Source organism: Rhodoferax sp. BAB1, assembly GCF_013334205.1.
Lineage (GTDB): Bacteria > Pseudomonadota > Gammaproteobacteria > Burkholderiales > Burkholderiaceae_C > Hylemonella.
Genome location: NZ_CP054424.1, coordinates 1,323,610 through 1,347,972 on the forward strand (window position 1 = coordinate 1,323,610; position 24,363 = coordinate 1,347,972).

The window sequence follows — 24,363 nt, forward strand, 5'->3', positions numbered from 1 at the left end:
CATGTCTGCTGTCCGCACCGCGCCGCGTGTTGTCGTCACCGGCATCGGCCTGCTGAACCCGCTGGGCCTGACGCGCACCAGCAGTTTCGAGCGCCTGATCCAGGGCCACAGCGCCATCCGGCCGGCCACGCCGGAGATCACCCGCTGGCTGCCGCAGGCCCTCTCGGCCGATGTCGATCCCGCCTTTGCACAGCAACTCGACCGCAACGAGGCTGGCCTGGACCGCGCCACGCAGTTCGCCCTGCTGGCCAGTCGCGAAGCCCTGGCTGACGCCCGGGCGTCTGAATGGGATATCAAGCCCGAGCGCGTGGGCGTGTTTGCCGGCATCGGTCTGGGCGGCGCCACCACCGGCGAGGCCCTCTACACCCGCATGCACGAGCAGTTGCAGGCCGGCCGCAACCCGACGGTGATGCACCCCCTGTCGGTGCCGCGGCTCATGCCCAACGCCGCCACGGCCGCCATCTCGATGGCCCACCAGTTTCGCGGGCCCACCCATACCTACAGCGTGGCCTGTTCCTCCTCGGCCATGGCCGTGGGCGAGGCCTGTCGCACCATCCGCCACGGTTATGCCGATGCCATTGTCGCCGTCGGCGCCGAAGCCATGAATGTGCCGGGTGTCTTCATGGCCTGGAATGCGCTGCGCGTGATGGCCAAGCCCCATGCCGCCGATCCTGCGGCCAGTTGCCGGCCTTTCGACACACAGCGCAGCGGTTTTGTGCTGGGCGAGGGCGCCGCCGCCCTGGTGCTGGAGACGGCGGAGTCCGCGCTGCGGCGCGGAGCGACGATCTACGGCGAGATCTGCGGTTATGGCAGCAGCAGCGATGCCCAGCACCTGACCCTGCCCTCCAGCGAAGGCCAGTACCGCGCCATCCGCATGGCGCTGGACGAGGCGGGCATGGGACCGGCTGCCATCCATTACCTGAATGCCCATGGCACGGCCACCGATGCCGGCGATGTGGTGGAGAGCGAGACCATACGCCAGGTGTTTGGCGACCATGCCGACCGCCTGCCGGTCAGCTCCACCAAGTCCCAGCACGGGCACCTGATCGGCGCGGCTGGCGCCACGGAATTCGCCATCAGCCTGCTGGCCATGCAAAGCGGCATCATTCCGCCGACGGCTTTTCTGGAGAACCCCGATCCGCGTTGCACCCTGGACTACGTGCCGCGGCAGGCGCGCCACGGCCAGACCCTGGGGGCCGTGATGTCGAACTCCTTCGCCTTCGGCGGCAGCAATGTCTCGCTGATCGCACGCCAGTACGCATGAGCGAAACGCTCAACTACCCGATCGAACTCGATGCGGCGGGCGTCTACCGCCTGCTGCCGCACCGGGGCGATATGCAGCTGATCGAGGCCCTCACGGTGCTGGACCATGATCATTTCCAGGCCAGCGCGCGCTGGTCTGAGGATGGTGCCATCCTGCGTGGCCACTTTCCCGGCCTGCCGCTGGTACCCGGCGTGATGCTGGTCGAGCTGGTGGCTCAGGTGGCCGGTGCCGGCATGCGGGCGGGCTCCCCGGCGGCGCGTCGCCTGGAAGGCGATTACCTGGGTTTGCTGGCCGGTATCCGCAAATGCAGCTTCAAGCGCCCGGTGTTGCCGCGTGAAACCGTCCTGGTGGATGTGCGCACGCGGCCCATGTCGGAAACGGCAGCGGCGGTGTCGGCCCTGCTCAGCGTGGGCGGCGAGGAAGCGGCCCAGATCGAGATCCTGGTGATCAACTCCCCGCGCCAGGCGGTTCTGGAAGGCCTGGCCGGCCTCGTCCAGCGCAGCGCCTGAGCTGCGGGCTTCAGTCTTTCGGCGGCAGTTCGCTGCGGAAATAGCTGTCCAGCTCGCTCAGCGCCTGGGCCGTGACCGCCGGCGGCTCGAAGCGCCGGCCCAGGCGGGCCCGGATGGTGAGGGGCAGGACAGGCGGGGTGAACAGGCCCCAGTGCTTGCCCAGATAAGGCGTGGAAAACTCGAGGATGACCGCCTGCATGGGCACCTGGCTTTTCTTCGACATCAGAATGCAGGCGCTGGAGAGGCCGCTGATGGGGAACTCGCGGCTGCGTCCGCCTTCCGGGAACAGGATGAAATGGGCGCCATGCGCCAGTTCACGGCAGGCGCCTTCGATCATGCGGCGCGGGTCTTCGTTGCTGACGTACCTGGCCATGCGCGCGCCCACGCCATAGAGGGGGTTGTGCAGCAGGCTGGCCTTGAGCACGCAGGTGGCCTTGGACGAGCAGCTCAGCAGCATGACCGCGTCGAGCAGGGAGGGGTGGTTGGCGATGATGATCAGCGGCCCTTCGTCCTGCAGGCCATCCAGTTCACGCAGATCGGTTCGGATCTGGCAGACCCAGTGCAGGGTCCAGAGATAGGCCCGGAAGCCGAAACGGATGATGCGGCGTGAAACCGCGCGGTGCCAGCGGCGCGGCAGCGTGATGAAGAGCAGCAGGAACAGCGGGATCGACAGCAGGCATATCACCGCGAGCAGGCCGAGCCCGAAAACCATCACAAAAACTTCGTAGAGTCGCCACAGCGGGTTGCCGGATCGTCGCGATTGCATAGACAGAGTTGGTACCATTGCCCAGAAGACAGCGATTATTGACCATGCCTCTTTCCCGACAGTCCCCGGCGCGCGAATTGAACCGCTTGTTCTGGCGTCTGTGGTGGCTCAAGGCGTCAGGCATCACGGTTTTCATCTGGGTATTTTTCATCGCCTATTTTTTCCTGCTGCGTTATCCGCATGCGCAGGTGACCACCATGCCGCTGAGCTGGCTGGACACGGCCATCCCCATGCAGTGGTGGGCCTGGATTCCCTATCTTTCGCTCTGGTTCTATACGGGCCTGCCGCCAGCCATCACGCCAGGCCTGCGTCCGCTGATCTACTACGGTGTGGCCGTGGCCGCAGTCTGTGGGCTGGGCCTGCTCTGTTTCTACCTCTGGCCCACGGCCATCCCGCCCTTTGAGCGACCGCCGGGCGCCAGTCTGGCCCTCCTGGAGGGCGTGGACATGGCGGGCAATGCCTGTCCCTCGCTGCACGTGGCCATTGCGGTGTATTCGGCGATCTGGTTGCACGCGCAACTGCGGGGCGTGGAGGCCGGCCGGGGCTGGCATCGGCTCAACTGGGGCTGGTGTCTGCTCATCGTCTATTCGACGCTGGCAACCAAGCAGCACGTGCTGCTCGATGTGCTGGGCGGGGTGCTGCTGGGGGCGGTCGGCGCCTGGCTGGCCCTGGCCGGCTATCGGCGCTGCTTCGGCGGGTTCAGGGCCTAGATCATCCCGCCGTTGACCGAGATCACCTGACCGGTGATGTAGGCCGCGGGCTCCGAGGCCAGGAAACTGACCAGGGCGGCCACTTCCTCGGGGCGTCCGGCGCGTTTCATGGGCACCAGCTGCTTGATCGATTCGGCGTCGAAGGCGTCCTTGCTCATGTCCGACGTGATGATGCCGGGCGCGACCGCGTTGACCGTGATGCCGCGGCTGGCCAGCTCCTGTGCCAGCGACTTGCTGGCCGCGTGCAGGCCGCTCTTGGCCGCCGCGTAATTGGTCTGCCCGCGGTTGCCGGTGATGCCGGCAATGGAGGTGATCGTGATGATGCGGCCCCAGCGCGTGCGGATCATGGGCATCGTCAATGGCTGGGTGACGTGGAAGAAGCTGTTGAGCGAGACGTCGATCACGCGGTGCCACTGCGCGCTGCTCATGCCGGGGAAGACCGCGTCATCGTGCATGCCGGCGTTGTTGACCAGCACCTGGATGGGCTGCTGCGCCACGAGGGGTTCGAGTGCCGCGCGCGTTGCCGCCTCGTCGGCCACATCGAAGGTGACGGTGCTGGCCGATCCGCCCGCGGCCACGATGTCGGCGCGCAGCTGTTCGGCGGCGGCCGCATTGCGGTTGGCGTGGATGATGACGTGCAGGCCGTCGGCCGCCAGCTTGCGGCAGATGGCCGCGCCGATGGCGCCGCTGCCGCCGGTGACGAGTGCGTGTTTCATGCGGTGTCCAGTGCGGGTGGAAAGGGATCAGGCCAGGCTGGCGTCGAGCATGACGCTGGCGCGACCGCTCAGCACGGTGGCGCCCGCCGCTTCGAGGCGGAAGCTGTAGAGCAGGGTGTTGCCGTCGCCCGAGAGCCGCTGGGCCAGCACGTGCAGTTCGGGCGGCAGCGTGTCGAGTCGCGGAGCATGCCACTGCACGTCGCGCACGCTGGCCAGGAAACCGGCGGCTGGCGCGCGGTCGCTGCCGGCCAGCAGGGCGCCGTGCACGGCCATGGCCTGGGCCGCGTACTCGATGCCGTTGGCCATGCCCAGGCTGCCGTGCGCGCGCAGCGGGTGGTCGGCCCGGGTGTGGCTGCTGGCACGGCAGACGATGTGCCCGGCATCCCACTGCAGCACTGCATCGAGCAGGCACATGCTGCCCTGGTGCGGGATGCGCGCCGCGATCCAGGCGTGGTCAGGCAGCGTACCGGATGTCGACATCAAGGGCCATCCCGTCGAGGTAGTCCAGGCTCACCCGGCCGCTACGGCCTTGCGCCAGGTGCTGCAGCAAGGGCAGGCAACGCGCCGCAGGGACGCTGTGCCGCATGGCTTCCAGCGCGGGATCCGGCAGGCGGCTGGGTTCCTGGCGGCCCAGGCTCAGGCGCAGCGTGGCCGCGTGGGCGGCTACCGGAGCGGGGCTGAGCACCAGGCCCACGCCGAAGGGGTAGGGGATGCCGCGCACCTGGCCCAGGGGATCGGGGTAGGGGCTGTCGTAGGCCAGCAGCAGGCAGGCCTCGCCTGCACTCACGACCTGGGAGGCGGCTTCCAGCAGGCCGGCGGCAAAGGAGCCGTCGTAGGCGCACAGGCTGGTGGACGTGGCCCGGCAGGCCGTGGCGATGCCCCAGTAGCCCGAGGGGGCGTTGTGCACCGAGTTGTGGAAACGCGTGGGCGAGACCGCCCGGTCGGCCGAGGCCAGGGTTTCCAGGATGGCGTGGCAGTTGTCGCAGTCGCCGCCGGTCGAGGTGAAGACCGAGCGCAGGCGGGCCGGGTCGGCCCCGGCCTGGCGGATGGCGTCGAAACCCGCGGCGAAGGCCAGTTTGATCGACACGCCGGCACGCCGGCGCTCGGCCGGCGGCAGGGCCTCTGCGGGCGGCAGGCTGATGGGCGTCATGCCGAAGGGCATGCGCCCGGCCAGCACCTCGGCGGCCTGCTGCCAGCCGGACAGGCCGGGGCCGTAGACCCCGACGCCCTGCACGTGCACTTGCAGCTGACTCATTTGAATACCTTCGTCCTGGCGGACTGCGGTGCGAGCGTCTGCTGGCGGCCGTGCGACGCTCATGCCTCGACCCTCGACAGCACCATGCTGCAGTTGCTGCCGCCAAAACCGAAGGAGTTGCTCAGGACATGGCGCAGGGGCTGTTCCAGATTGCTCAGCAGGTAGCGGGACTGCAGCTTCGGGTCCAGCGTCTCGGTGCCGCAACCGCCCGGGGCCAGGCCGTGTTGCAGGGCCAGCGCGCAGATGACCGCTTCGATGCCACCGGCCGCGCCGAGCGTGTGGCCGGTGTGGCCCTTGGTGGAGCTGCTGGGGGTGGCCGTGCCGAACATGGCACTCACGGCCTTGTCTTCGGCCGCGTCGTTGCTGGGCGTGGCCGTGCCGTGCAGGTTGATGTAGTCGATCTGCGAAGGCTGCAGGCCGGCCATGGCCAGCGCCTGCTGCATGGCCGCGCGTGCGCCCAGGCCTTCGGGGTGGGGAGAAGACATGTGGTGCGCATCGCTGGATTCACCGATACCGCTCATGACGATGGCACCGGGCGCTGCCCGCTCGGTCCGCTCGACCAGGGCAAAGGCGGCGGCCTCGCCGATGGAGATGCCGTCGCGCCCGGCGTCAAAGGGGCGGCAGGGCCGGGCCGAGACCAGTTGCAGGGAGTTGAAGCCGTAGAGGGTGGTCAGGCAGAGCGAGTCGACCCCGCCGACGATGGCCGCATCGATCAGGCCGCAGTCCATCAGACGCTGCGCGTTGCCGAAGACCTTGGCGCTCGACGAGCAGGCGGTCGAGACGACAAAGGCCGGTCCCGTGAGGCCGAAATAGGAGCGCACGAAATCGGCCACCGAGTAGCTGTTGTGCGTGTGCTGGTAGTCCAGCGGCACGGTGAAGGCGCCGGTGGCCGCATCGCGCTGGCGATAGGCCAGCTCGGAACTCAGGATGCCCGAGGTGCTGGTGCCCAGGAACACGCCGATGCGCTCCGCGCCGTGGCGCTGCATGGCCTCGCGCACGGCCAGGACGAAATCGTCCTGTTCCAGGCCCCACTGGGCCAGGCGGTTGTTGCGGCAGTCGAAAGCGGCCAGGTCCTCGCGCAGCCTGAAGTCGTCCAGGCCCTGCACCTCGCCCAGGCAGGTGTCGAGGTCCACCGTTTCCCAGCGCGTGGACCGCACGCCGCTGCGCTGCTGGCGCAGGGCCTCCAGCGTCGGTGCGAGTCCGGCGCCCAGGGCGCTGGTCATGGTGTAGGCGGAGAGGTGGAGCGGCGACGGCATGGGGGACAGGGGAGGGGCGGGAGAGCCGGGATCAGGCAGGCGATTTTACCGGGCGGGCCTGTTCCGTGCCGGGCTGCGGGCGGGCCAGCACCGCTGAAAACACCAGGGCCAGCACCGTGCCCAGGCCCACGGTCGTGCCCAGGATGGCCAGCACCGGGACGCTGGACAGGGCCAGCATGCCGAAGCTGGTCACGATGGTGAGGTTGGCCGTCACCAGGGAGAGGGTGGTCTGGCGTTGTTCCTGCGCGCTGTGGCCGGTGTTCGCGCTGTCGAAGAACAGGGCGTAGTTCGAACCGATCGCCACCACCAGCAGCAGGCCGACCAGGTGCAGGATGGTCAGCGAGGTGCCGCCCAGCAGCAGGGTGCCGGTCACGCAGACCACGGCGCAGACCAGCGGCAGGGCCACGCGCAGCGCGCGCTTGACGGAGCGCAGCGTCAGCAGCAGCAGGGCCAGGATGGCCAGGCAGCCCAGGCCGGAAAACACCAGGGCTTCCTGCAAATAGCTGTCGAACAGGGCGTTGGTCTCGGCCAGCAGGTCGATCACGGTGATGTTGGCCACGCCGCCGGCTTTCAAGGCCGCATCGACGCGCTCGATGGCGATGTCCTGCTCCACCGCATCAACGCTACGTGCACGCAGCGGCATCAGCAGCAGGACGTCGCGCCCGCGCGGGATCAGCAGCGAGTCGTACAGCAGGGCCGAGGCGGTGCCGTCCAGATCGTTGCGCGTGAGCAGGGGCCGGGTTCGGCTGTTTTCCACATCGGCCAGGAAACCTTGCAGGCGCTCGGGCCGCAGGGGGAGGTCCTTCAGTGCAGCCTCCAGGCGCTGGCGCAAGGGCGCGGGTTCCGGCAGCGCGGCCTGGCGGGCCTGCTGGCTGGACAGGCTGGGCAGCACCTGGGCCGGTGAGCTGTAGCCGGCGAGCACGCCGTCCCGGCTCAGGGCCTGCAGCACGCTGCCGGCGCGCTCGGCCTGCTGCAGGGCCTGTTCGGGGTTCGCCGCTGTCAGTACGGCCAGGTAACGCAGGTCCGAGGCGCCCAGGTCGCGACGCAGTTCCTCGTGCAGCTGCTGGTCGGCCTGGGTCACCGGATTGAGCGCGGAGATGCTGCGGTTCCAGATGCGGTCCGTATGCAGGCCCACCACCAGCAGCATGCCCAGCATCAGCGCCAGCAGCAGCCAGCGCAGCCGCGGTGCCTGCCGCAGCAGGCCCAGCAGCAGGTCGCCGGTGCGCGGCAGGTCCGGCGCTGGCAGGTGTTGTGGCATGAGCCGGGGCAGCACAAAGCGCGTGACCAGCACGGCAGCCACCAGGCCCACGGTGGAATACAGCCCGAGTTGCGCCAGGCCCGGGAAACCCGAGCCCAGCAGCGCCAGGAAACCCGCGATCGAGGTCAGCAGGCCCAGCCAGAGCGTGCGCCAGAACAGGCGTGCCTGCTGGGGTGTGGCCGGTCGTTGCACAAAAAGATAGATGGCGTAGTCGACCGCCTCGCCGATCATCGTGGTGCCAAAACCCAGCGTGATGCCGTGCACCTGCCCGAAACCCAGGCTCACCGCCGTGATGCCCGCCAATGTGCCGGTCAGCATGGGCAGCAGGCTCAGGCCCAGCAGCAGGATGGAGCGGTAGACCAGCAGCAGCAGGCCGACGACCAGCACCAGGCTGGCGAAGGCGAGGCGGTGCACTTCGCTTTCTATCAGGGCGCGGGAGGACACCGAGAACACGCTGGTGCCCGTCATCAGCAGCCGGGTGTCGGCCTGGCGATCCGGGATGGCGGCAAAGGCGCTGCGCACCGTCTCGAGTGTGCGGGCCTGTGCATCGATGTCCGAGCCTTCGGCCCGGGTCTGCAGCAGCAGCAGGGCGCGCGCGCCGTCGCGGGTGGACCAGACGCCTTCGGTGCTGGGCGGCTGTTCGCTGCCCTCGAACTGGGCCAGCAGTTCCCGGGTCTCGCCGGTCGGGTCGCGCGGCAGCAGCTGCTTGAGCAGCATGCCGGCGCTGCCCGAGAGGTCGTCCACCGTGGCGCCGATGGCGCGCCGCAGGCCGTCTTCCGTGTAGCGTGTCGCGTCCACGGCGGGGCTGAGCAGGTAGCGGTTGTCGAAAACGTAGGCGCGGTCCAGCGCCAGGTCGGTGGCGCTGCCGTTCTGCACGCCGATGAAATCCGGCTGCTGGCGCAGGGCCGCGGAAAGCGCCTTCGACAGCCGGGCCCGCTCGGTGGCGTCGCCACCTTCGATGCCGACCACGATCAGGCGCGCAATGATGCCGTCCTTGAACTGGTCCATCAGCATCTGCTGGCGTTCGCTGGGCGCGCGCGGCATGAAGGCCGAGAGATCGGCCACGAAGGTCGTGCGGGCGATCACGATCGCGCAGGCCAGCAGGGTGACCAGCCAGAGCAGGGTGGGCAGGTGACGGCGCCAGAAGCTCATGGCCGGGTCACCGGGGTGATCTGCATTTCGGAGCGGTCGCCATCAGCGTGGTCATAGGCCACCTGCGTCACCTCGCCCTGGCTGCCCCCGATGCGGATGCGGCTGATGATGCGGCCCATGCCGGCATCGCGCGGCACCAGCATGAGCTGCCAGCGGGCCGGGGTGCCGATCAGGTGCACCTTGTAGACTTTCTCGAGGGCCTGGCGGTCGCCCACCAGGGTGCCGCGTATGCCTTCGACGAAGGCCGCCACCTCGGGGTAGGACTGCAGGCTCACGGTCTTCTGACGGCCGTCCTGCTCCAGGGTGAGGCGGTTGCCGTCCAGCAGCATGGCCTGCTTTTTCGGCTTGAGCGTGCGCATCTCCATGCGGTCCGGCGCGGTGAAGGACAGTTCACCCGAGGACTCCACCGGCCTGTCCAGCATGGCGATGTACTTGCGCTCGACAAAACGGGCCTGGCCGTTTTTCGTCTGGGCCAGCAGCTGCATCAGCTCGCCCAACTGCCATTCCGCAGCCTGGCTGACGGAGGTGCCGGCCAGCAGCACAGTGCCCAGCAGCACCAGCAGGCCACGACGCAGGCGGATTTCAGCGGGGCGCACGGCTGGGCTCTTTCCAGAAGTCATAAAAATTGAACCAGTTATACGGTGCCTGGCGGCAATGCAACTCGATCAGCTGGGCATAACGCCCGATGGCGGTGCGCAGCGTTGCCTCCCGGTCGGCCGGGGATGTCTGGCTGAAATCGGCGAGGCGCTCGAAGTGGATGTCGTAACGGTTGCCACCGCGGTACAGGCCCGTCATGAAATACACCGGACGGCGCACGATGGCAGCCAGCCGGAACGGTCCCAGCGGAAAAGGGGCCGGTTCGCCGAACAGGGGCACCTGCAGATGCGTGTCCGGCCCTACGGCGCGGTCGGCCAGCAGGGCCACCCAGGCGCCGGCCTGGACCCGCTCGTTGAGCGTGAAGATGGCGTCGAGCCGGCCCAGGGGAATGATGTCCAGCACGACCTGGGCGTTGACCCGGGCCAGCATGCTGTTGAGCAGGCGGGCGTTCTGCGGGTACATCGCGGCGCAGACCTTGTGCCTGGCGTTCTTGCGGGCCAGCGCGCGCAACACCTCGAAGCTGCCCAGGTGCGCACCGAAGATCAGCAGGCCGCCCGAGGCGTCCTCGGGCGCCGGCAACAGTTCTTCACCAAAAACGCGGATGTCGAACAGTTCATGCCGGTCGTTGAGCAGGTAGACGCGGTCATGGATGGTGCTGGCAAAGGCCAGGATGTGGCGGTACATGTCGCGCCAGCCGGCGGGACGGCCCAGCACACGCAACAGGTAGCCACGCGAGGCCGCGCGCGCGGCAGGCACGGCCAGCAGGAAATAGAGCGCGATGCCGTAGACGATGGGCCGGGTCAGGCGGCGCCCCAGCGTCAGCGACAGCCAGGTCATGAAGCGCAGCATGGCGAGGCTGCCGCGCTCCTTGCGCTGCAGCCAGGCCGGCGTATCGGTCTCGGCGGTGCTGCGGGGGGACGGGGATGTCATACCGGGCTGGCCGTGCTCAGCGTGAAGCGGCCGCTGGCGATGCGCCGTTCACCGCAGCGGATCTCGAAGCGCACCGCAGAGGCGCCGGGCTCGTAGTCCAGCGCCAGGGCATCGCCGGGCAGGGCGGGGCTGAGGAACTTGGCCATGGCGATGCCGGTGACGACGATGCCGCAAGCCTGCTCGACGGCGCGCTGCGCCCGGTCGAGCAGGACCACCCCCGGCAGGATGGGGTGGCCGGGGAAGTGGCCGGCGTAGGCGGGGTGATCGGTGGCCACCGGCAGGGGCAGGGTGGCCATTCAGTGTCTTTCCGCACCGCCCGCGGGCGGCGCCAGCCGGGCCACCAGCAGGATGTTGGCGAAGGGTGTGCCCTGGTGCATGGGGATGGTCTCCACGCTGAAACCGAGTTGGCCTAGCAGGGCTTGCCAGTCGCCCAGCGGGCGACAGTACAGGCGTGTGAGCCGGTGGCCGCGCACGAAGGTGACCACGGCGTCGACCCAGTTGCTGATCCGGAAGGGCAGGCCGGCCGAGGCATCGCCCACCCGCAGCAGCAGGGTGCCGCCGGGCGCCAGGGCGGCTTGCACACGGCGCAGCACGTCCTCCTGGGCCTGGTAGTCGACGTAGTGCAGCACGTCGAGGATCACCGCCACATCGGCCTGGCCGAAATCCGCCGTGCACATATTGCCCAGCGTGAAGCGGGCGCGTTCGCCCAGGTGCGCCAGCGCCGTCCGGGCACGCTCCACGTCGCGCGGCATCAGTTCGATGCCGTGCACCTGCACGCCGTGGGGCGCCGCGGCCCAGCCGGTGGGCCAGGCGCCTTCGGCCGGCGACTGGCCCGTGAGGCTGCCCAGCAGCGACGCCAGAAGGCCCTGGCCGCAGCCGATGTCGAGCAGGCGTGCGTTCGCCGGAATCAGGCCGCGCTGCAACAGTCCGGCAAAGGCCGGGTCGCCGCTGAGTTTGCCGCGGGCGAAACGCCAGGCGAACTGCCCCAGGGGGCGGTAGGGCGCCGTGGCTTGGTCGAGCAGCTCAGGTGGCAGGAGAACGGAAGGCATCAAACGGCAGGGTTCAGGCAGCAGGGTGGCGCATTTTAAGGGGCGGCTCAGCGCGAGGCCGCGTCCAGCCGCACCGGTTGCAGCCCGCGCGCGCGGATGGCGGCCAGCAGGGGCGGCAGCACCTCCAGCAGCACGGGGCGTCCGGCGGGGCTGAGGGCGGCGTGGTGGTCGTGCAGCAGCAGGATGTCGCCGGCACCGAGCTGGCGGGTGAGGCGGCGCAGCACCAGGCCCGTATCACCGGTGCGGGTGTCGAAGCCGCGCCGTGTCCAGCTGGCCAGTTGCAGGCCCAGTTCGTGCAGCACCGGGTCGAGGAAGATGTTGCGCAGGCCGGCCGGGGCGCGGAAAAAACGCGGGCGTACGCCGGTGATGTCTTCCAGCGTGGTTTGCGCGCTGCTGATTTCACGGCGCAGCTGGGCCGGCCCCATGAGGGAAAAGTGGTGCCGGTGATGCTGGCTGTGGTTGCCCAGGGCATGGCCGCGCCGCACGATCTCGCGCGCCAGGGCCGGGTGCCGCTGCACGTGGTCGCCGATGCAGAAGAAGGTGGCCTGGACCTGCAGTTCGTCCAGCAGGTCCAGCACGGCCGGTGTGACCTGGGGGTCGGGGCCGTCGTCGATGGTGATCGCGACTTCCGGGCGCTGGCGCGACAGGTGGGTCAGGTTGGCGCCCAGCCAGCTGCTGCGCGGCCACAGGCCGGTGGCGGCAATCAAGGCATGGTTGACGGCCAGGGCGCCCAGGCTCCAGGGCCAGGCCGGCGTGAGCAGGCCCACCCCGGCCAGGGCATGCAGGCCCAGCGTGGCCTGGACGAAGGGAGGGCGTTGCCAGCGGGCGGGGGGGGCGGATTCGGTGGCGTGGGCCCGGGCGGCGCTGCGGGCCTGGGCCACCTGCGTGGCCAGGCCGGCCAGCACCTGCTGCGGCAGCTTGCCGGTGGCGTTGCGTGGCATGGCCGGCAGGAAATGGATGGGGCGCGGCAGGAAGGCCGGGTCGATGCGCTCGCGCATGGCGTGCTGCAGTGCGGCTTCGTCCAGTGTGGGCGCCACGACGAAGGCCACCGGGCGCTGGATGCGGCCCTGCGCGTCCTGGGTCGCGTCCTGCGGCCAGTAGAGGGCGGCATCCACCACCCCCGGGATGCTGTTGAGTTGATGGTTCAGGTAGGCCAGCGAGGTGCGCTTGCCGGCGATGTTGACCATGTCGGCGTGGCGGCCCAGCAGGGCGAAGCGGGTGGGGGATTGCAGTTCCAGCACGTCGCCCAGCGGCACCACGCCTTCCACATGGCCGCCATGCGCGCTGAAACGCGGCTCGCCATCCACCACCGGCTCGGCCTGTACTTCGATGCCGTCGAGGGTCTGCCAGATATCACCGGCGGCGCAACGGCGCGCGGCGATCTGGCCGGTTTCGGTGCTGCCGTAGATCTCCAGCAGTGGTGCACCCAGTGTTTCTTCCGCCTGGCGTGCCAATTGCGGCGCCAGCGGCGCGGTGGCGCACAGCAGCAGGCCCAGCGGCGGCACTTCGAGCTTCGCTTCGACCAGGGTGCGCAGATGGAAGGGTGTGCTGACCAGCACCCGCGGGCCAGGCGTGTCCTGCAGCGCGGCGGCGATGTCGGCCGGGTAGAAAGGATGGCTGGCGTCGATCAGACTCGCGTTGAGCAGGGGCAGCAGCACCGTGGATTCGAAGCCGTACATGTGCTGGGGCGGCACGGTGCCGGTGACCGTGAAGGGCTGGTCCGTGCCCAGCCATTCGCGCACCCGGCGCCCGGCGCCCTGTGCGTTCTGCACCAGCGGGCCCCAGTGTTTGGCGTGCGCCACGGGCTCGCCGGTGGAGCCCGAGGTGAAAACGTAGGCAGCGATCTGCTCCCCGGCTATGTCGGGCACCTCGAAGGGCGCATCGGCGGCGGGGATGGGGCCGCGCTCGTAGACGATCTGCGGCAGGCCGCCGCTGTCGCCCGGGTTGTCCACCACGGCGTGGAGGCCGGGGTAACGCTGGCCCAGGCGCTGCAGCATCTCGGGGGTGCGGGTGGAGGGCAGCAGCAGCGGCACGCCGCGCAGCAGGGCGGCGCCCAGGATCACGGCGAAGTGGTGGCGTCGGCTGCACAGGTTGATCACCGGTGCGCCGGGGGGCAGCAGAGCCGCCATGTGGCGCACGGCCGCCAGGTAGTCCAGCGCCGTGATGCCACGGCCCTTGGACCAGGCCATCAGGGCCTGGGGCGAGGGGTGCGAGATCAGGGCGGGCATGGGAGGGGTCAGGGTTTGGATGCGGGGCGGGCGTCGGCTGCGCTGCGCTCCTCGCGGTAGAGGGTAAAGCTGCGCGAGAGCGGCACGTGCGGGATGCCGCGCAGGCACCAGCGGCGTGCCGCGTACTCTGCCACGAACATCAGACCCAGCAGGGGCAGCGAGAGCACGTTGACGAAGAAGGAGAAGGTCTCGACCGGGGTCCAGGCAAAGAGCAGGATGGGGACCAGGACCATGGCTACGAAGAACAGGGTCCAGGCCCAGGTGGCCTGGCGCGCGTAGCGTGCGATACGTGGGCTGTAGTCGGCGCCGTGGATGCGGCGCGCAAAACGTGCGATCAGGGGCTCATGTCCCGTGCGCAGGGTGAGGCCGAAGAACAGGGCCAGCAGCAGCTGCATGCCCACGTTCTGCAACAGGCTGAACCAGGCCAGGGCCTCATGCGACCAGGTCGAGGCGGTGAGTAGCCAGTGCATGCCCAGCGGGTATCCCAGCACCACCAGTGCTGCCAGTGCCAGCTTGAGCCACAGCCCGATCTTCATGGCGAGGGCGTGCCGCCGGTCTTCAGACGCGGTGGGTGGCGATGTGCGCGGCCAGGCTGCGCAGGGAGCTGAAGATGTTGGCGTTGTCGGGGTCGTCCGAACGCATCTGGAAGCCGTATTGCTTGGAGACGGCCAGGGCGATCTCCAGCACGTCGATCGAGTCCAGGCCCAGGCCGTCGCCATAAAGAGGGTCCAGGGGCGCGATCTGTTCGGGGCTGACGTCCAGGTTCAGGGCGGTGACGATGAAGCCGGCGATCTCGCGTTCGAATTCGGTCTGGGTGTCGGTGGTGCTCATGAGAGGGCGTGTGACAGGCGGGGGAGTGGGCAGCGCCACGAGAGGTGCTTGCGGGACAGCCCGTCATTCTACCGGTCTGCCTGAGATAATCAGCGCATGTCCATCCCCCAGTCTGCCGCCCCCGGGCCCTGGCGCCTGTCGGTCGCGCCCATGATCGACTGGACCGACCGCCACTGCCGTTATTTCCACCGCCTCCTGAGCCGCCACGCGCGGCTCTACACCGAGATGATCACCACCGGTGCCCTGCTGCATGGCGACGTGGCGCGCCACCTGCGCTTCAACGCCGAGGAACACCCCGTGGCTCTGCAACTGGGCGGCAGCGAACCGGCCGAGCTGGCCCGCTGCGCGAAGCTGGGCGAACAGTGGGGTTACGACGAGATCAACCTGAACTGCGGCTGCCCCAGCGAGCGGGTGCAGCGCGGCGCCTTCGGTGCCTGCCTGATGGCCGAGCCCAGGCTGGTGGCCGAGGGGGTCAAGGCCATGGTGGACGCGGTGTCCGTGCCTGTGACGGTGAAACACCGCATCGGCATCGACCGGACCGAGAGCTACGACTTCGTGCGCGATTTCGTCGGGACTGTGGCCGAGGCCGGCTGCGCCACCTTCATCGTGCATGCGCGCAATGCATGGCTGCAGGGCCTGTCCCCGAAGGAAAACCGCGAGATCCCGCCGCTGCGCTACGAGCTGGTGCACCGGCTCAAACACGACTTTCCGCAGCTGAATATCGTCATCAACGGTGGCCTCACCGCCGACGAGCAGGTGTCGCGGGAATTGCGCCTGCTCGACGGTGTGATGATCGGGCGCGAGGCCTACCACAACCCCTGGTGGCTGGCCTCCTGGGATGAAAAGTATCACGGTGCGGCACCCGCGACGCAAACGCGCGAGACGGTGGAGCAGCAGATGGTGGACTACATGCTGCGCGCCGCAGCCGAGGACGGTTGCCCCTGGTACGCGATTGCGCGCCACATGCTGGGCCTGCGCCACGGCCTGCCGGGCGCGCGGCGCTGGCGCCAGGTCTGGAGCGACCACAAGCTCAAGCCGCGCGATCCGCGCGAGGTGATGGCGCTGGCGCACCAGGGTGCCTCTGCATAAGGCGCGTCGCGCGCGCTTGCCTGCCGTGCGGCAGCGGGGTCAGTGCAGGCCGTTCTTGCGGCTGGCCAGGTAGCGTTCGAGCTCCGCGGCCGGCATGGGGCGGGCGAAATGGTAACCCTGGGCTTCGTCGCAGCCGAAGCTTTGCAGCTGTCGCAGCAGGTCCGGTGATTCCACGCCCTCGGCGATGGTGAGCAGGTCCAGGCTGCGCGCCATCTGGATGATGGCGCGCACGATGGCTGCATCGTCCGGGTCGCTGGCCAGGTCGCGGATGAAACTCTGGTCGATCTTGAGCTTGTCGATGTCGAAGCGCTTCAGATAGGACAGGCTGGAGTAGCCGGTGCCGAAGTCGTCGATGGCCAGCTTCACGCCCAGCTGCTTGAGGCGACGGACCGTGGCCATGACCTGCTCGACGTCCTGGATCAGGGTGGATTCGGTCAGTTCGAGCTCCAGCCATGACGGGTCCAGGCCCGTGCCGGCCAGCGCCTGCACCACGGTATCCTCGATGCTGCCGCGCTGGAACTGCACGGCCGAGAGGTTGACCGCCATTATCATGGCGGGCAAGCCGGCGCGCTGCCAGGCCCGGGCCTGGCGGCAGGCTTCCTGGATCACCCAGGCGCCGATGGGAACGATCAGGCCGCTGTCCTCGGCCACCGGCACGAAGCGGCCCGGCGCGACCAGGCCGAACTCCGGGTGTTCCCAGCGCAGCAGGGCTTCGACGCCGATGACCCGGCCGCTGCCCAGTTCGATCTGCGGCTGGTAGTGCAGCACGAACTCGCCGCGTTCCAGCGCGCGGCGCAGGCCGCTGCGCATCAGCAGGTGTTCCACCGCCTCCTCGTCCATGGCTTCGTCGAAGAAGCGATAGGTGTTGCGGCCCGCTTCCTTGGCGCGGTACATGGCCATGTCGGCCTTCTTGCGCAGGATGTCGAAGTCGCTGCCGTCCTGCGGGTACAGCGCCACCCCGATCGAGGCCGAGGTGGAGAGCTCGTTGCCATCTGAAAAGAAGGGTTCCTGCAGGGTTTCCATGATCTTGGCCAGCACCGGCAGGCAGCTCTCGGTGCCGTGCTGCTCGCGCAGGATGAGCACGAACTCGTCGCCCCCCTGGCGGCTGATGGTGTCGCTGTCGCGCACGCAATGCTTGAGCCGTGCCGCGACTTCCTTGAGCAGGGCGTCCCCGGTGGCGTGGCCCAGCGAGTCGTTGATCTTCTTGAAGTTGTCCAGGTCCAGGAAGACCAGGGCCAGGCCGCTGCGGCTGCGCTCGGCCTGGGTGATGGCCTGCTGCAGCCGGTCTTCGAGCAGCAGTCGATTGGGCAGGCCGGTCAGCGGATCGTGGTAGGCCAGGAACTCGACTTTCTGCTCGGCCTGCTTGCGCTGCGTGATGTCCGAACCGGTGCCGCGGTAGCCTTTGAAGACGCCGTCCTCGAACACCGGCTTGCCGTTGATCACGCACCAGCGCAGTTCGCCTGCGCGGTTCCGCAACTGGTAGACAAAATCCTTGAAGGGCAGGCGCGCGTCGAGTACGCGGCGGTGCTCGGCCCACTGTTCCGGTGTCACCCCCACGATGGGCAGGTCCCAGCGGTGTTTGCCCAATCCGCTGCCTTCCTTGCTGGGAGGGGCGGTAAGGTGACCCCCGGATATCTCCGTGAAGCACAGCTTGGCATCCATTTCCCAGAACCAGTCGGAGGACATTTCCGACAGGTCGCGAAAGCGCGCTTCCTCGGCGCGCAGGTGCTGCTCGGCGGCGGCGCGTTCAAGGATTTCATGCTGGAGTTGCGCGTTCATCCGGGCCAGTTCCTGGGTGCGCTCCTCGACCCGGCGTTCGAGTTCATCGCGCGCCTCGGCCAGGGCTTGCTGCGCAGACTTTTGCGCGCTGATGTCCTCGCTGATCCAGATCGCGCCCTGGCTGCCGTCCTGGTTGGGCTGGGCCTTGGCCAGGTGCCGGCTCCAGATCATGACGCCATCGCTGCGGCGGGCATGGCGCCAGGCGATGTCGACCAGTTCGCCGCGCGCGAGCATGGGGCCCACGGCGGCGCCAAAGGCCCGGTAGTCCTCGTCGTCGGCAAAAAAGGCCCGTGCGTACTCGCCGATCAGGCTGCCCGGGGCCCAGCCGTAGATGGCTTCCATGCGCGGGTTGCAGTGCACGATCTGGCCGTTGCGCGTGAAGAGGATGCCCACCGAGGCGTTTTCCAGGATGGCCTGCTGGCGTTGCAGCAGTTCGTCCAGGCTGGCCTGCTCGCGCTTGCGTTCGCTGATGTCCTCGATGATCCAGATCGTGCCCTCGGCCGTGTTGGCCGGGTTGATGGCCTTGGCCCGCATGTGGCAGTAGACCTGGCTGCCATCCTTGCGGCGCATGGGCTGTTCCACGTCCAGCAGTTCGCCGCGTGCCAGCAGCGGGCCGGCCTGGCGGCCCATGGCTTCATAGGCTTCCTGGCTGGGATAAAAGACGAAACCCGGCTGGCCCACCAGTTCACCGTGCGGCCAGCCGTAGATCTCGGAGGAACGCGGGTTGCAGTGCAGGACCTTGCGGTCACGCGTGAACAGGATGCCGACCGAGGCGTTTTCCAGAATGGCCTGGTACTCCAGCAAGGTCTGCTGGATGCCGGGTTCGAAGGTGTCGCCGGGCGTTGGGGCCATGAACTCAGGATAGGGCAATTCAGGCCGGGCGGCCAGTGCAAAAGTCTCAGGTTGCCGCTTCCAGTCCGTTGCGGAAGTGTTCCAGCATCCTTTGCGTGGCGGCCGCGGCATCGCGTGCCTGCAGCGCGGTCATGACGGCGCGGTGTTCGGCCAGCGATTCCTCGATGCGACCGGACTTGAGCAGGGAGTGGTGCCGGTTGAGCTTCATGACCTTGCGCAGGTCGGCCACCATCTGGTTGCGCCAGCGGTTGTCGGCGATCTCCAGCAGGCGCATGTGGAAGCGTTCGTTGATCTCGAAGAAACGATCCCGGTCCTGGGTGCTGGCTTCCAGTGCCTCGTGCAGGCTGTGCAGTTCGCGCAACTGCTCGTCTGTGGCGTGCTGGGCCACCACGCCGGTCGCGTCGGATTCCAGCAGGCCCAGCAGGTGGTAGATGTCCACCAGGTCCTTTTCATTGACCTCGGTGACGTAGGCGCCGCGGCGCACCTTCATGGTCACCAGGCCTTCGGCGGCCAGGACCTTGAGCGCCTCGCGCAGGGGGGTGCGGCTGATGCCGTAGTCTTCGGCAATCTTCAGTTCGTCGATCCAGCTGCCGGGCTCCAGCTCTCGGCTGAAAATGCGCTGGCGCAACAACTCGGCCACTTCTTCGTAAAGTGCGCGGGGGGAGAGGGAAACGGCGGACATGGACGGGATTGTAGGTGCAAAGAATATTTTGCATCAATAATTATGAATGATGTAAACTCCGCGCAACAAATTAAAGGGCCTCCTGGGGCCGCCGCTTTGCCATGAGCCAGAAAAAAACTGAATTCCAGAATGCCAGCCTCGAGGCCTGGCACAAAGCCGCCGCCAAGTCCGCTCCCGGCGGCGATGTCGATGCCCTGAACTGGCTCACGCCCGACGGCATCACGGTCAAGCCGCTGTACACCGCAGCCGACACGCAAAACCTGCCGCACGCCGACACGCTGCCGGGTTTCGAGCCCTATCTGCGCGGCCCCCAGGCCACCATGTACGCCGTGCGGCCCTGGACCATCCGACAGTACGCCGGTTTTTCCACGGCCGAAGAATCCAACGCTTTCTACCGCAAGGCCCTGGCAGCCGGCGGGCAGGGCGTGAGCGTAGCCTTTGACCTGGCCACGCACCGCGGCTACGACAGCGACCATCCGCGTGTCACGGGCGACGTGGGCAAGGCCGGTGTGGCCATCGACTCGGTGGAAGACATGAAGATCCTGTTCAGCGAGATTCCGCTGGACAAGGTCAGCGTCTCCATGACCATGAACGGGGCCGTGCTGCCGGTGCTGGCGGGTTATGTGGTGGCGGCGGAAGAGCAGGGCGTGAAGCAGGACCAATTGAGCGGAACCATACAGAACGACATCCTCAAGGAGTTCATGGTCCGCAACACCTACATCTACCCGCCCGAGCCGAGCATGCGCATCATCGGCGACATCATCGAGTACACGGCCAAGCACATGCCGAAGTTCAACTCGATCTCGATCTCGGGTTACCACATGCAGGAAGCCGGCGCCAACCAGGCGCTGGAACTGGCCTTCACCCTGGCCGATGGCAAGGAGTATGTGAAGACGGCGATCGCCAAGGGCATGGACGTGGACGACTTCGCCGGTCGCCTGTCCTTCTTCTGGGCGGTCGGCATGAACTTCTACCTGGAGATTGCCAAGATGCGCGCCGCGCGCCTGCTCTGGTGCCGCATCATGAAGGGCTTCAACGCCAAGGCACCGAAGAGCCTGATGCTGCGCACGCACAGCCAGACCAGCGGCTGGAGCCTGACCGAGCAGGACCCCTACAACAATGTGGTGCGCACCACCATCGAGGCCATGGCTGCGGTCTTCGGCGGCACGCAGAGCCTGCATACCAACAGTTTTGATGAGGCCATCGCCCTGCCCACCGAGTTCAGTTCGCGCATCGCGCGCAACACCCAGCTCATCATCCAGGAAGAGACCCACATCACCAGCGTGATCGACCCCTGGGCCGGCAGCTACATGATGGAAAAGCTCACCCAGGACATGGCGGATGCCGCCTGGACCATCATCGAGGAAGTCGACGCCATGGGTGGCATGACCAAGGCCGTGGACAGCGGCTGGGCCAAGCTCAAGATCGAGGCCGCGGCCGCGGAGAAGCAGGCGCGCATCGACTCTGGCCGTGACGTGATCGTCGGCGTCAACAAGTACAAGCTCAAGCAGGAAGATCCGATCGACATCCTGGAGGTCGACAACGTCAAGGTGCGCGATGGTCAGATCGCCCGCCTGCAGGCCATCCGCGCCAAGCGCGACGGCAAGGCGGTGCAGGCCGCGCTCGATGCGCTGACCGTCGCCGCCGAGTCCGGCAGTGGTAACCTGCTCGACCTGAGCATCCGGGCCATCCGGCTACGCGCCACGGTGGGCGAAGTCAGTGATGCGCTGGAGAAGGTTTTCGGGCGCCATCGCGCCGATACACAAAAGGTGACCGGTGTGTACGCAGCTGCCTACGACTCGGCCGAGGGCTGGGAAACCCTGAAGAAGGAGATTGCCGCCTTCGGCGAGCAGCATGGCCGCCGCCCGCGCGTGATGATCTCCAAGCTGGGCCAGGACGGCCACGACCGCGGCGCCAAGGTGGTGGCCACGGCCTTTGCCGACCTGGGCTTCGACGTGGACATGGGCCCGCTGTTCCAGACTCCCGAAGAGTGCGCGCGCCAGGCCATCGAAAACGACGTCCACGCCGTGGGTGTTTCCACCCTGGCCGCCGGCCACAAGACCCTGGTGCCGGCCATCATCGCCGAGCTCAAGAAGCAGGGTGCGGACGACATCATCGTCTTCGTTGGCGGCGTGATCCCACGCCAGGACTATGACTTCCTCTACGAGGCGGGCGTCAAGGGCATCTACGGCCCAGGCACGCCGATCCCGGCCAGCGCCAAGGATGTGCTGGAGCAGATCAAAAAAGCCTCGAAGGCTTGAGCGACTTAAGGTAAAGCATGAGGACGCAAGTCATTCTGGTTGATTTCGAGAATGTGCAGCCTGACCTGTTGCCGGCTCTTGCTCTTGAGGATATTCATATCCGTGTGTTTATCGGACCCCATCAAGTTCGACTTGCGACAAGTACCGTCATCCCGATGCAGGAGTTGGGTGATCGTGCTAAGTATGTGAAGGTCCATAAGCAAGGCCCGGACGCTTTGGATATGCATCTTGCGTTCTATCTTGGTGAGTTGTCGCAGCAGTTTCCTGGGGCGTTCTTCCATATCGTGGCTAAGGATCGTGACTATGACTCGCTGCTGGAGCATTTGAAATCTCGCGATATCTTTTGCTCTAAATCTCCTTCGTTGGAGTCGATCCCCCTTTTCAAGCGTGCACTGGCGAAGACTCCGAGCGAGCAAATCTCAGCGGCAATAGAGTGGTTGAGGGAGCGGGCCGGCAATCGTCCTGCTAGTCAAAAGACGCTGGCAAATAGCTTGAAGAAAGTTGCTTTTGCAGATCGTCTTGACGAAGAAACGATCAAAGTAGTTATCGAGGGCTTGGTTAAGCAGGGCCATATCAAGCTTGCAGGACAAAAGGTCGAATATTTGGAATCCCTGAATGCTGCTTGACGCTATCCTGCAGGGAACACCGGCCCAGCAGCGCCGTGCCATGGCCAAGGCCATCACGCTGCTGGAATCCACACGGGCCGATCACCGCGCCCAGGGCGACGAGCTGCTGACGGCCCTGCTGCCGCACACCGGCGGGGCCTTTCGTCTGGGCATCAGCGGCGTGCCCGGCGTGGGCAAGTCCACCTTCATCGAGGCGTTGGGGCTGTACCTCATCGGCCATGGGCACCGTGTCGCGGTGTTGGCCGTCGATCCTTCGTCCAGCGTGTCCGGTGGCTCCATCCTCGGCGACAAGACCCGCATGGAGAAACTCTCCGTACACGAAAAGGCCTACATCCGCCCCAGTCCCTCCAGCGGCACCCTGGGTGGCGTGGCCGAGAAGACGCGCGAGGCCATGCTGGTCTGCGAGGCTGCCGGGTACGACATCGTCATCATCGAGACCGTGGGCGTGGGCCAGAGCGAGACGGCGGTGGCCAGCATGACCGACATGTTCTGCCTGATGCAATTGCCCAATGCCGGGGACGACCTGCAGGCCATCAAGAAGGGGGTAATGGAGCTGGCCGACCTGGTGGTGATCAACAAGGCCGACATCGACGCGGCAGCCGCTACCCGCGCGCAGGCGCAGATCACTTCCTCCCTGCGGCTGCTCGGCCTGCATGGCAACCCCGAGCATGCACACCATGACGAAAAGATCTGGCACCCGAAGGTGGTCCAGCTCAGTGCCCTGCTGGGCCAGGGCGTGGACAGCTTCTGGGCCGCGGTGACGCAGTTCCGCGCGCTGCAGACTGCCAGCGGCAAGCTGGCGGCGCGGCGCGAGGGCCAGGCCCAGGCCTGGATGTGGGAGCGCATCGAGTCGGGGCTCAGGCAAGCCTTCCGTGCGCACCCGCAGGTGCGCAAGCTGCTTCCCGCATTGGGGGCCGAAGTCACGGCCGGCCGCCTGGCCGCCTCCACCGCCGCGCGGCAGCTGCTGCAGGCCTACGAGCAAAAACCATAAGCGATCAAGTCAAAGAAGGACGAACCATGCACGACATCCTGGAACAACTGGAGCAAAAACGCGCTGCGGCCCGCCTGGGCGGCGGCGAGAAACGTATCGCCGCGCAGCATGCCAAGGGCAAGCTCACGGCGCGCGAACGCCTGGAGGTGCTGCTGGATGAAGGCACTTTTGAAGAGTGGGACATGTTCGTCGAACACCGTTGTGTGGACTTCGGCATGGAGGAGCAGAAGGTGCCGGGCGACGGCGTGGTCACGGGCTACGGCATGATCAACGGTCGCCTGGTTTTCGTCTACAGCCAGGACTTCACGGTCTTTGGTGGTTCGCTCTCCGAGCCTCACGCCGAGAAGATCTGCAAGATCCTGGACCAGGCCATGAAAGTGGGCGCGCCCGTGATCGGCCTCAACGATTCGGGCGGCGCGCGCATCCAGGAAGGTGTGGCGTCACTCGGCGGTTATGCCGAGGTGTTCCAGCGCAATGTGATGGCTTCGGGGGTGATTCCGCAGATCAGCATGATCATGGGCCCCAGCGCGGGCGGCGCCGTGTACAGCCCGGCCATCACCGACTTCATCTTCATGGTGAAGGACTCTTCTTATATGTTCGTCACCGGCCCCGATGTGGTGAAGACCGTGACCCACGAAGAAGTCACCGCTGAGGAGTTGGGCGGCGCCATCACCCACACCACCAAGAGCGGCGTGGCCGACCTGGCCTTCGAGAATGACGTGGAGGCGCTGCTCATGCTGCGCCGCCTCTACAACTACCTGCCGCTCAACAACCGCGAGAAGGCCCCGATACGCAAGAGCGGCGACCCGATCGACCGGATGGAGCTGAGTCTGGACACCCTGGTGCCGGACAACCCGAACAAGCCCTATGACATGAAGGAGCTGATCGTCAAGACGGTGGACGACGGCGACTTCTTCGAGATCCAGCCCGAGTACGCCAAGAACATCCTGATCGGCTTCGCCCGCATGGACGGTCAGACCGTGGGCATCGTGGCCAACCAGCCGCTGGTGCTGGCGGGCTGCCTGGACATCAAGAGCAGCATCAAGGCAGCGCGTTTCGTGCGTTTCTGCGATGCCTTCAGCATCCCCGTCGTCACCTTCGTCGACGTGCCCGGTTTCATGCCTGGGACTTCGCAGGAGTACGGTGGCATCATCAAGCACGGCGCCAAGTTGCTTTACGCCTATGCCGAGTGCACGGTGCCCAAGATCACCGTGATCACGCGCAAGGCCTACGGCGGCGCCTACGACGTGATGGCCTCCAAGCACCTGCGTGGTGACGTCAACTTCGCCTGGCCCAATGCCGAGATCGCCGTGATGGGCGCCAAGGGCGCGGTGGAGATCATCTTCCGCGAGGACAAGGGTGACCCCGCCAAGCTCGCGGCCAAGGAAGCCGAGTACAAGGCCCGTTTTGCCAATCCCTTCGTGGCTGGTGCGCGGGGTTACATCGACGACGTGATCCTGCCGCACGAGACGCGCAAGCGCATCTGCCGCTCGCTGGTCATGCTCAAGGACAAGAAGCTGGACAACCCCTGGCGCAAGCACGGGAACATCCCGCTCTGAACC

At 67.2% G+C, this 24,363-nt stretch carries 23 protein-coding genes; 8 read left to right on the forward strand and 15 right to left on the reverse strand.

The window, feature by feature from the left end; all coding sequences use genetic code 11:
- Position 1 precedes the first annotated feature (1 nt).
- Both HTY51_RS06430 and HTY51_RS06435 read left to right on the forward strand, forming a co-directional pair.
- Positions 2-1,264 carry a beta-ketoacyl synthase gene (locus HTY51_RS06430; RefSeq protein WP_174251958.1) on the forward strand — a complete coding sequence of 421 codons (1,263 nt, stop codon included), beginning with the start codon at positions 2-4 and terminating at the stop codon, positions 1,262-1,264.
- Positions 1,261-1,773: a 3-hydroxyacyl-ACP dehydratase FabZ family protein gene (locus HTY51_RS06435; RefSeq protein ID WP_174251959.1), complete on the forward strand. Its 513-nt coding sequence runs from the start codon at positions 1,261-1,263 to the stop codon at positions 1,771-1,773. Before HTY51_RS06430 ends, HTY51_RS06435 begins: the two co-directional genes overlap by 4 nt.
- Positions 1,774-1,783: 10 nt before the next feature.
- Here HTY51_RS06435 and HTY51_RS06440 read toward each other — a convergent pair whose 3' ends face one another.
- Positions 1,784-2,485, reverse strand: coding sequence for a 1-acyl-sn-glycerol-3-phosphate acyltransferase (locus HTY51_RS06440; protein WP_217448249.1), 702 nt, complete (start codon positions 2,483-2,485; stop codon positions 1,784-1,786).
- A gap of 140 nt (positions 2,486-2,625) precedes the next feature.
- Here HTY51_RS06440 and HTY51_RS06445 point away from each other — a divergent pair, with 140 nt between their 5' ends.
- Positions 2,626-3,249 carry a phosphatase PAP2 family protein gene (locus HTY51_RS06445; RefSeq protein WP_174251961.1) on the forward strand — a complete coding sequence of 208 codons (624 nt, stop codon included), beginning with the start codon at positions 2,626-2,628 and terminating at the stop codon, positions 3,247-3,249.
- Here the strand turns inward: HTY51_RS06445 and fabG are convergent.
- From fabG to HTY51_RS06505, 12 genes are read right to left on the reverse strand one after another with little or no spacing between them, the layout of a single operon-like run.
- Positions 3,246-3,965 carry a 3-oxoacyl-ACP reductase FabG gene (gene fabG, locus HTY51_RS06450; RefSeq protein WP_174251962.1) on the reverse strand — a complete coding sequence of 240 codons (720 nt, stop codon included), beginning with the start codon at positions 3,963-3,965 and terminating at the stop codon, positions 3,246-3,248. The two genes, HTY51_RS06445 and fabG, sit on opposite strands and share 4 nt — an antisense overlap.
- A gap of 27 nt (positions 3,966-3,992) precedes the next feature.
- A complete protein-coding gene (locus tag HTY51_RS06455) occupies positions 3,993-4,445 on the reverse strand; it encodes a 3-hydroxylacyl-ACP dehydratase (protein WP_174251963.1) in 453 nt (150 codons plus the stop codon).
- The gene (locus tag HTY51_RS06460; protein ID WP_174251964.1) at positions 4,420-5,220 is read right to left on the reverse strand and encodes a beta-ketoacyl synthase chain length factor; all 801 of its coding nucleotides are present in this window, start codon (positions 5,218-5,220) and stop codon (positions 4,420-4,422) included. The genes HTY51_RS06455 and HTY51_RS06460 overlap by 26 nt, the downstream gene beginning before the upstream one ends.
- A 59-nt stretch (positions 5,221-5,279) precedes the next feature.
- Positions 5,280-6,476: a beta-ketoacyl-[acyl-carrier-protein] synthase family protein gene (locus HTY51_RS06465; protein WP_174251965.1), complete on the reverse strand. Its 1,197-nt coding sequence runs from the start codon at positions 6,474-6,476 to the stop codon at positions 5,280-5,282.
- 31 nt (positions 6,477-6,507) lie between these two features.
- Positions 6,508-8,886 (reverse strand): MMPL family transporter, encoded by a 2,379-nt coding sequence (locus HTY51_RS06470; RefSeq protein ID WP_174251966.1) that lies wholly within the window; start codon positions 8,884-8,886, stop codon positions 6,508-6,510.
- Complete coding sequence (locus HTY51_RS06475; RefSeq protein WP_254607006.1) at positions 8,883-9,482, reverse strand: outer membrane lipoprotein carrier protein LolA; 600 nt, start codon at positions 9,480-9,482, stop codon at positions 8,883-8,885. The genes HTY51_RS06470 and HTY51_RS06475 overlap by 4 nt, the downstream gene beginning before the upstream one ends.
- Positions 9,469-10,413 carry an acyl-CoA synthetase gene (locus tag HTY51_RS06480; RefSeq protein ID WP_174251968.1) on the reverse strand — a complete coding sequence of 315 codons (945 nt, stop codon included), beginning with the start codon at positions 10,411-10,413 and terminating at the stop codon, positions 9,469-9,471. The genes HTY51_RS06475 and HTY51_RS06480 overlap by 14 nt, the downstream gene beginning before the upstream one ends.
- Entirely contained in the window at positions 10,410-10,709 is a 300-nt protein-coding gene (locus tag HTY51_RS06485) for a 3-hydroxyacyl-ACP dehydratase FabZ family protein (RefSeq protein WP_174251969.1), read from the reverse strand. The genes HTY51_RS06480 and HTY51_RS06485 overlap by 4 nt, the downstream gene beginning before the upstream one ends.
- Positions 10,710-11,462: a bifunctional 2-polyprenyl-6-hydroxyphenol methylase/3-demethylubiquinol 3-O-methyltransferase UbiG gene (locus HTY51_RS06490; protein ID WP_174251970.1), complete on the reverse strand. Its 753-nt coding sequence runs from the start codon at positions 11,460-11,462 to the stop codon at positions 10,710-10,712.
- 47 nt (positions 11,463-11,509) lie between these two features.
- A complete protein-coding gene (locus HTY51_RS18840) occupies positions 11,510-13,690 on the reverse strand; it encodes a polysaccharide deacetylase family protein (protein WP_217448250.1) in 2,181 nt (726 codons plus the stop codon).
- A gap of 8 nt (positions 13,691-13,698) precedes the next feature.
- On the reverse strand, positions 13,699-14,226 hold the full coding sequence (locus tag HTY51_RS06500; RefSeq protein ID WP_174251971.1) for a hypothetical protein: 528 nt from the start codon (positions 14,224-14,226) through the stop codon (positions 13,699-13,701).
- 22 nt (positions 14,227-14,248) lie between these two features.
- Positions 14,249-14,521 (reverse strand): phosphopantetheine-binding protein, encoded by a 273-nt coding sequence (locus HTY51_RS06505; protein ID WP_174251972.1) that lies wholly within the window; start codon positions 14,519-14,521, stop codon positions 14,249-14,251.
- A 96-nt stretch (positions 14,522-14,617) separates the two neighbouring features.
- Here HTY51_RS06505 and dusA point away from each other — a divergent pair, with 96 nt between their 5' ends.
- On the forward strand, positions 14,618-15,610 hold the full coding sequence (gene dusA, locus HTY51_RS06510) for a tRNA dihydrouridine(20/20a) synthase DusA (RefSeq protein WP_174251973.1): 993 nt from the start codon (positions 14,618-14,620) through the stop codon (positions 15,608-15,610).
- Positions 15,611-15,649: 39 nt separating this feature from the next.
- On the opposite strand, the gene HTY51_RS06515 is transcribed toward dusA, so the two are convergent.
- Both HTY51_RS06515 and HTY51_RS06520 read right to left on the reverse strand, forming a co-directional pair.
- Positions 15,650-18,241, reverse strand: a complete 2,592-nt coding sequence (locus tag HTY51_RS06515) for an EAL domain-containing protein (RefSeq protein WP_174251974.1) — start codon at positions 18,239-18,241, stop codon at positions 15,650-15,652.
- 46 nt (positions 18,242-18,287) lie between these two features.
- Entirely contained in the window at positions 18,288-18,923 is a 636-nt protein-coding gene (locus tag HTY51_RS06520; protein ID WP_174251975.1) for a GntR family transcriptional regulator, read from the reverse strand.
- A 101-nt stretch (positions 18,924-19,024) separates the two neighbouring features.
- Between HTY51_RS06520 and scpA the strand changes: the two genes are divergently transcribed.
- From scpA to HTY51_RS06540, 4 genes are read left to right on the forward strand one after another with little or no spacing between them, the layout of a single operon-like run.
- Complete coding sequence (gene scpA, locus HTY51_RS06525) at positions 19,025-21,184, forward strand: methylmalonyl-CoA mutase (protein ID WP_174251976.1); 2,160 nt, start codon at positions 19,025-19,027, stop codon at positions 21,182-21,184.
- Between the two features lie 17 nt (positions 21,185-21,201).
- Complete coding sequence (locus HTY51_RS06530) at positions 21,202-21,810, forward strand: PIN domain-containing protein (protein WP_174251977.1); 609 nt, start codon at positions 21,202-21,204, stop codon at positions 21,808-21,810.
- Positions 21,800-22,801 (forward strand): methylmalonyl Co-A mutase-associated GTPase MeaB, encoded by a 1,002-nt coding sequence (gene meaB / locus HTY51_RS06535; RefSeq protein ID WP_174251978.1) that lies wholly within the window; start codon positions 21,800-21,802, stop codon positions 22,799-22,801. The genes HTY51_RS06530 and meaB overlap by 11 nt, the downstream gene beginning before the upstream one ends.
- A gap of 26 nt (positions 22,802-22,827) precedes the next feature.
- Positions 22,828-24,360 carry an acyl-CoA carboxylase subunit beta gene (locus HTY51_RS06540; RefSeq protein WP_174251979.1) on the forward strand — a complete coding sequence of 511 codons (1,533 nt, stop codon included), beginning with the start codon at positions 22,828-22,830 and terminating at the stop codon, positions 24,358-24,360.
- Positions 24,361-24,363: the final 3 nt, after the last annotated feature.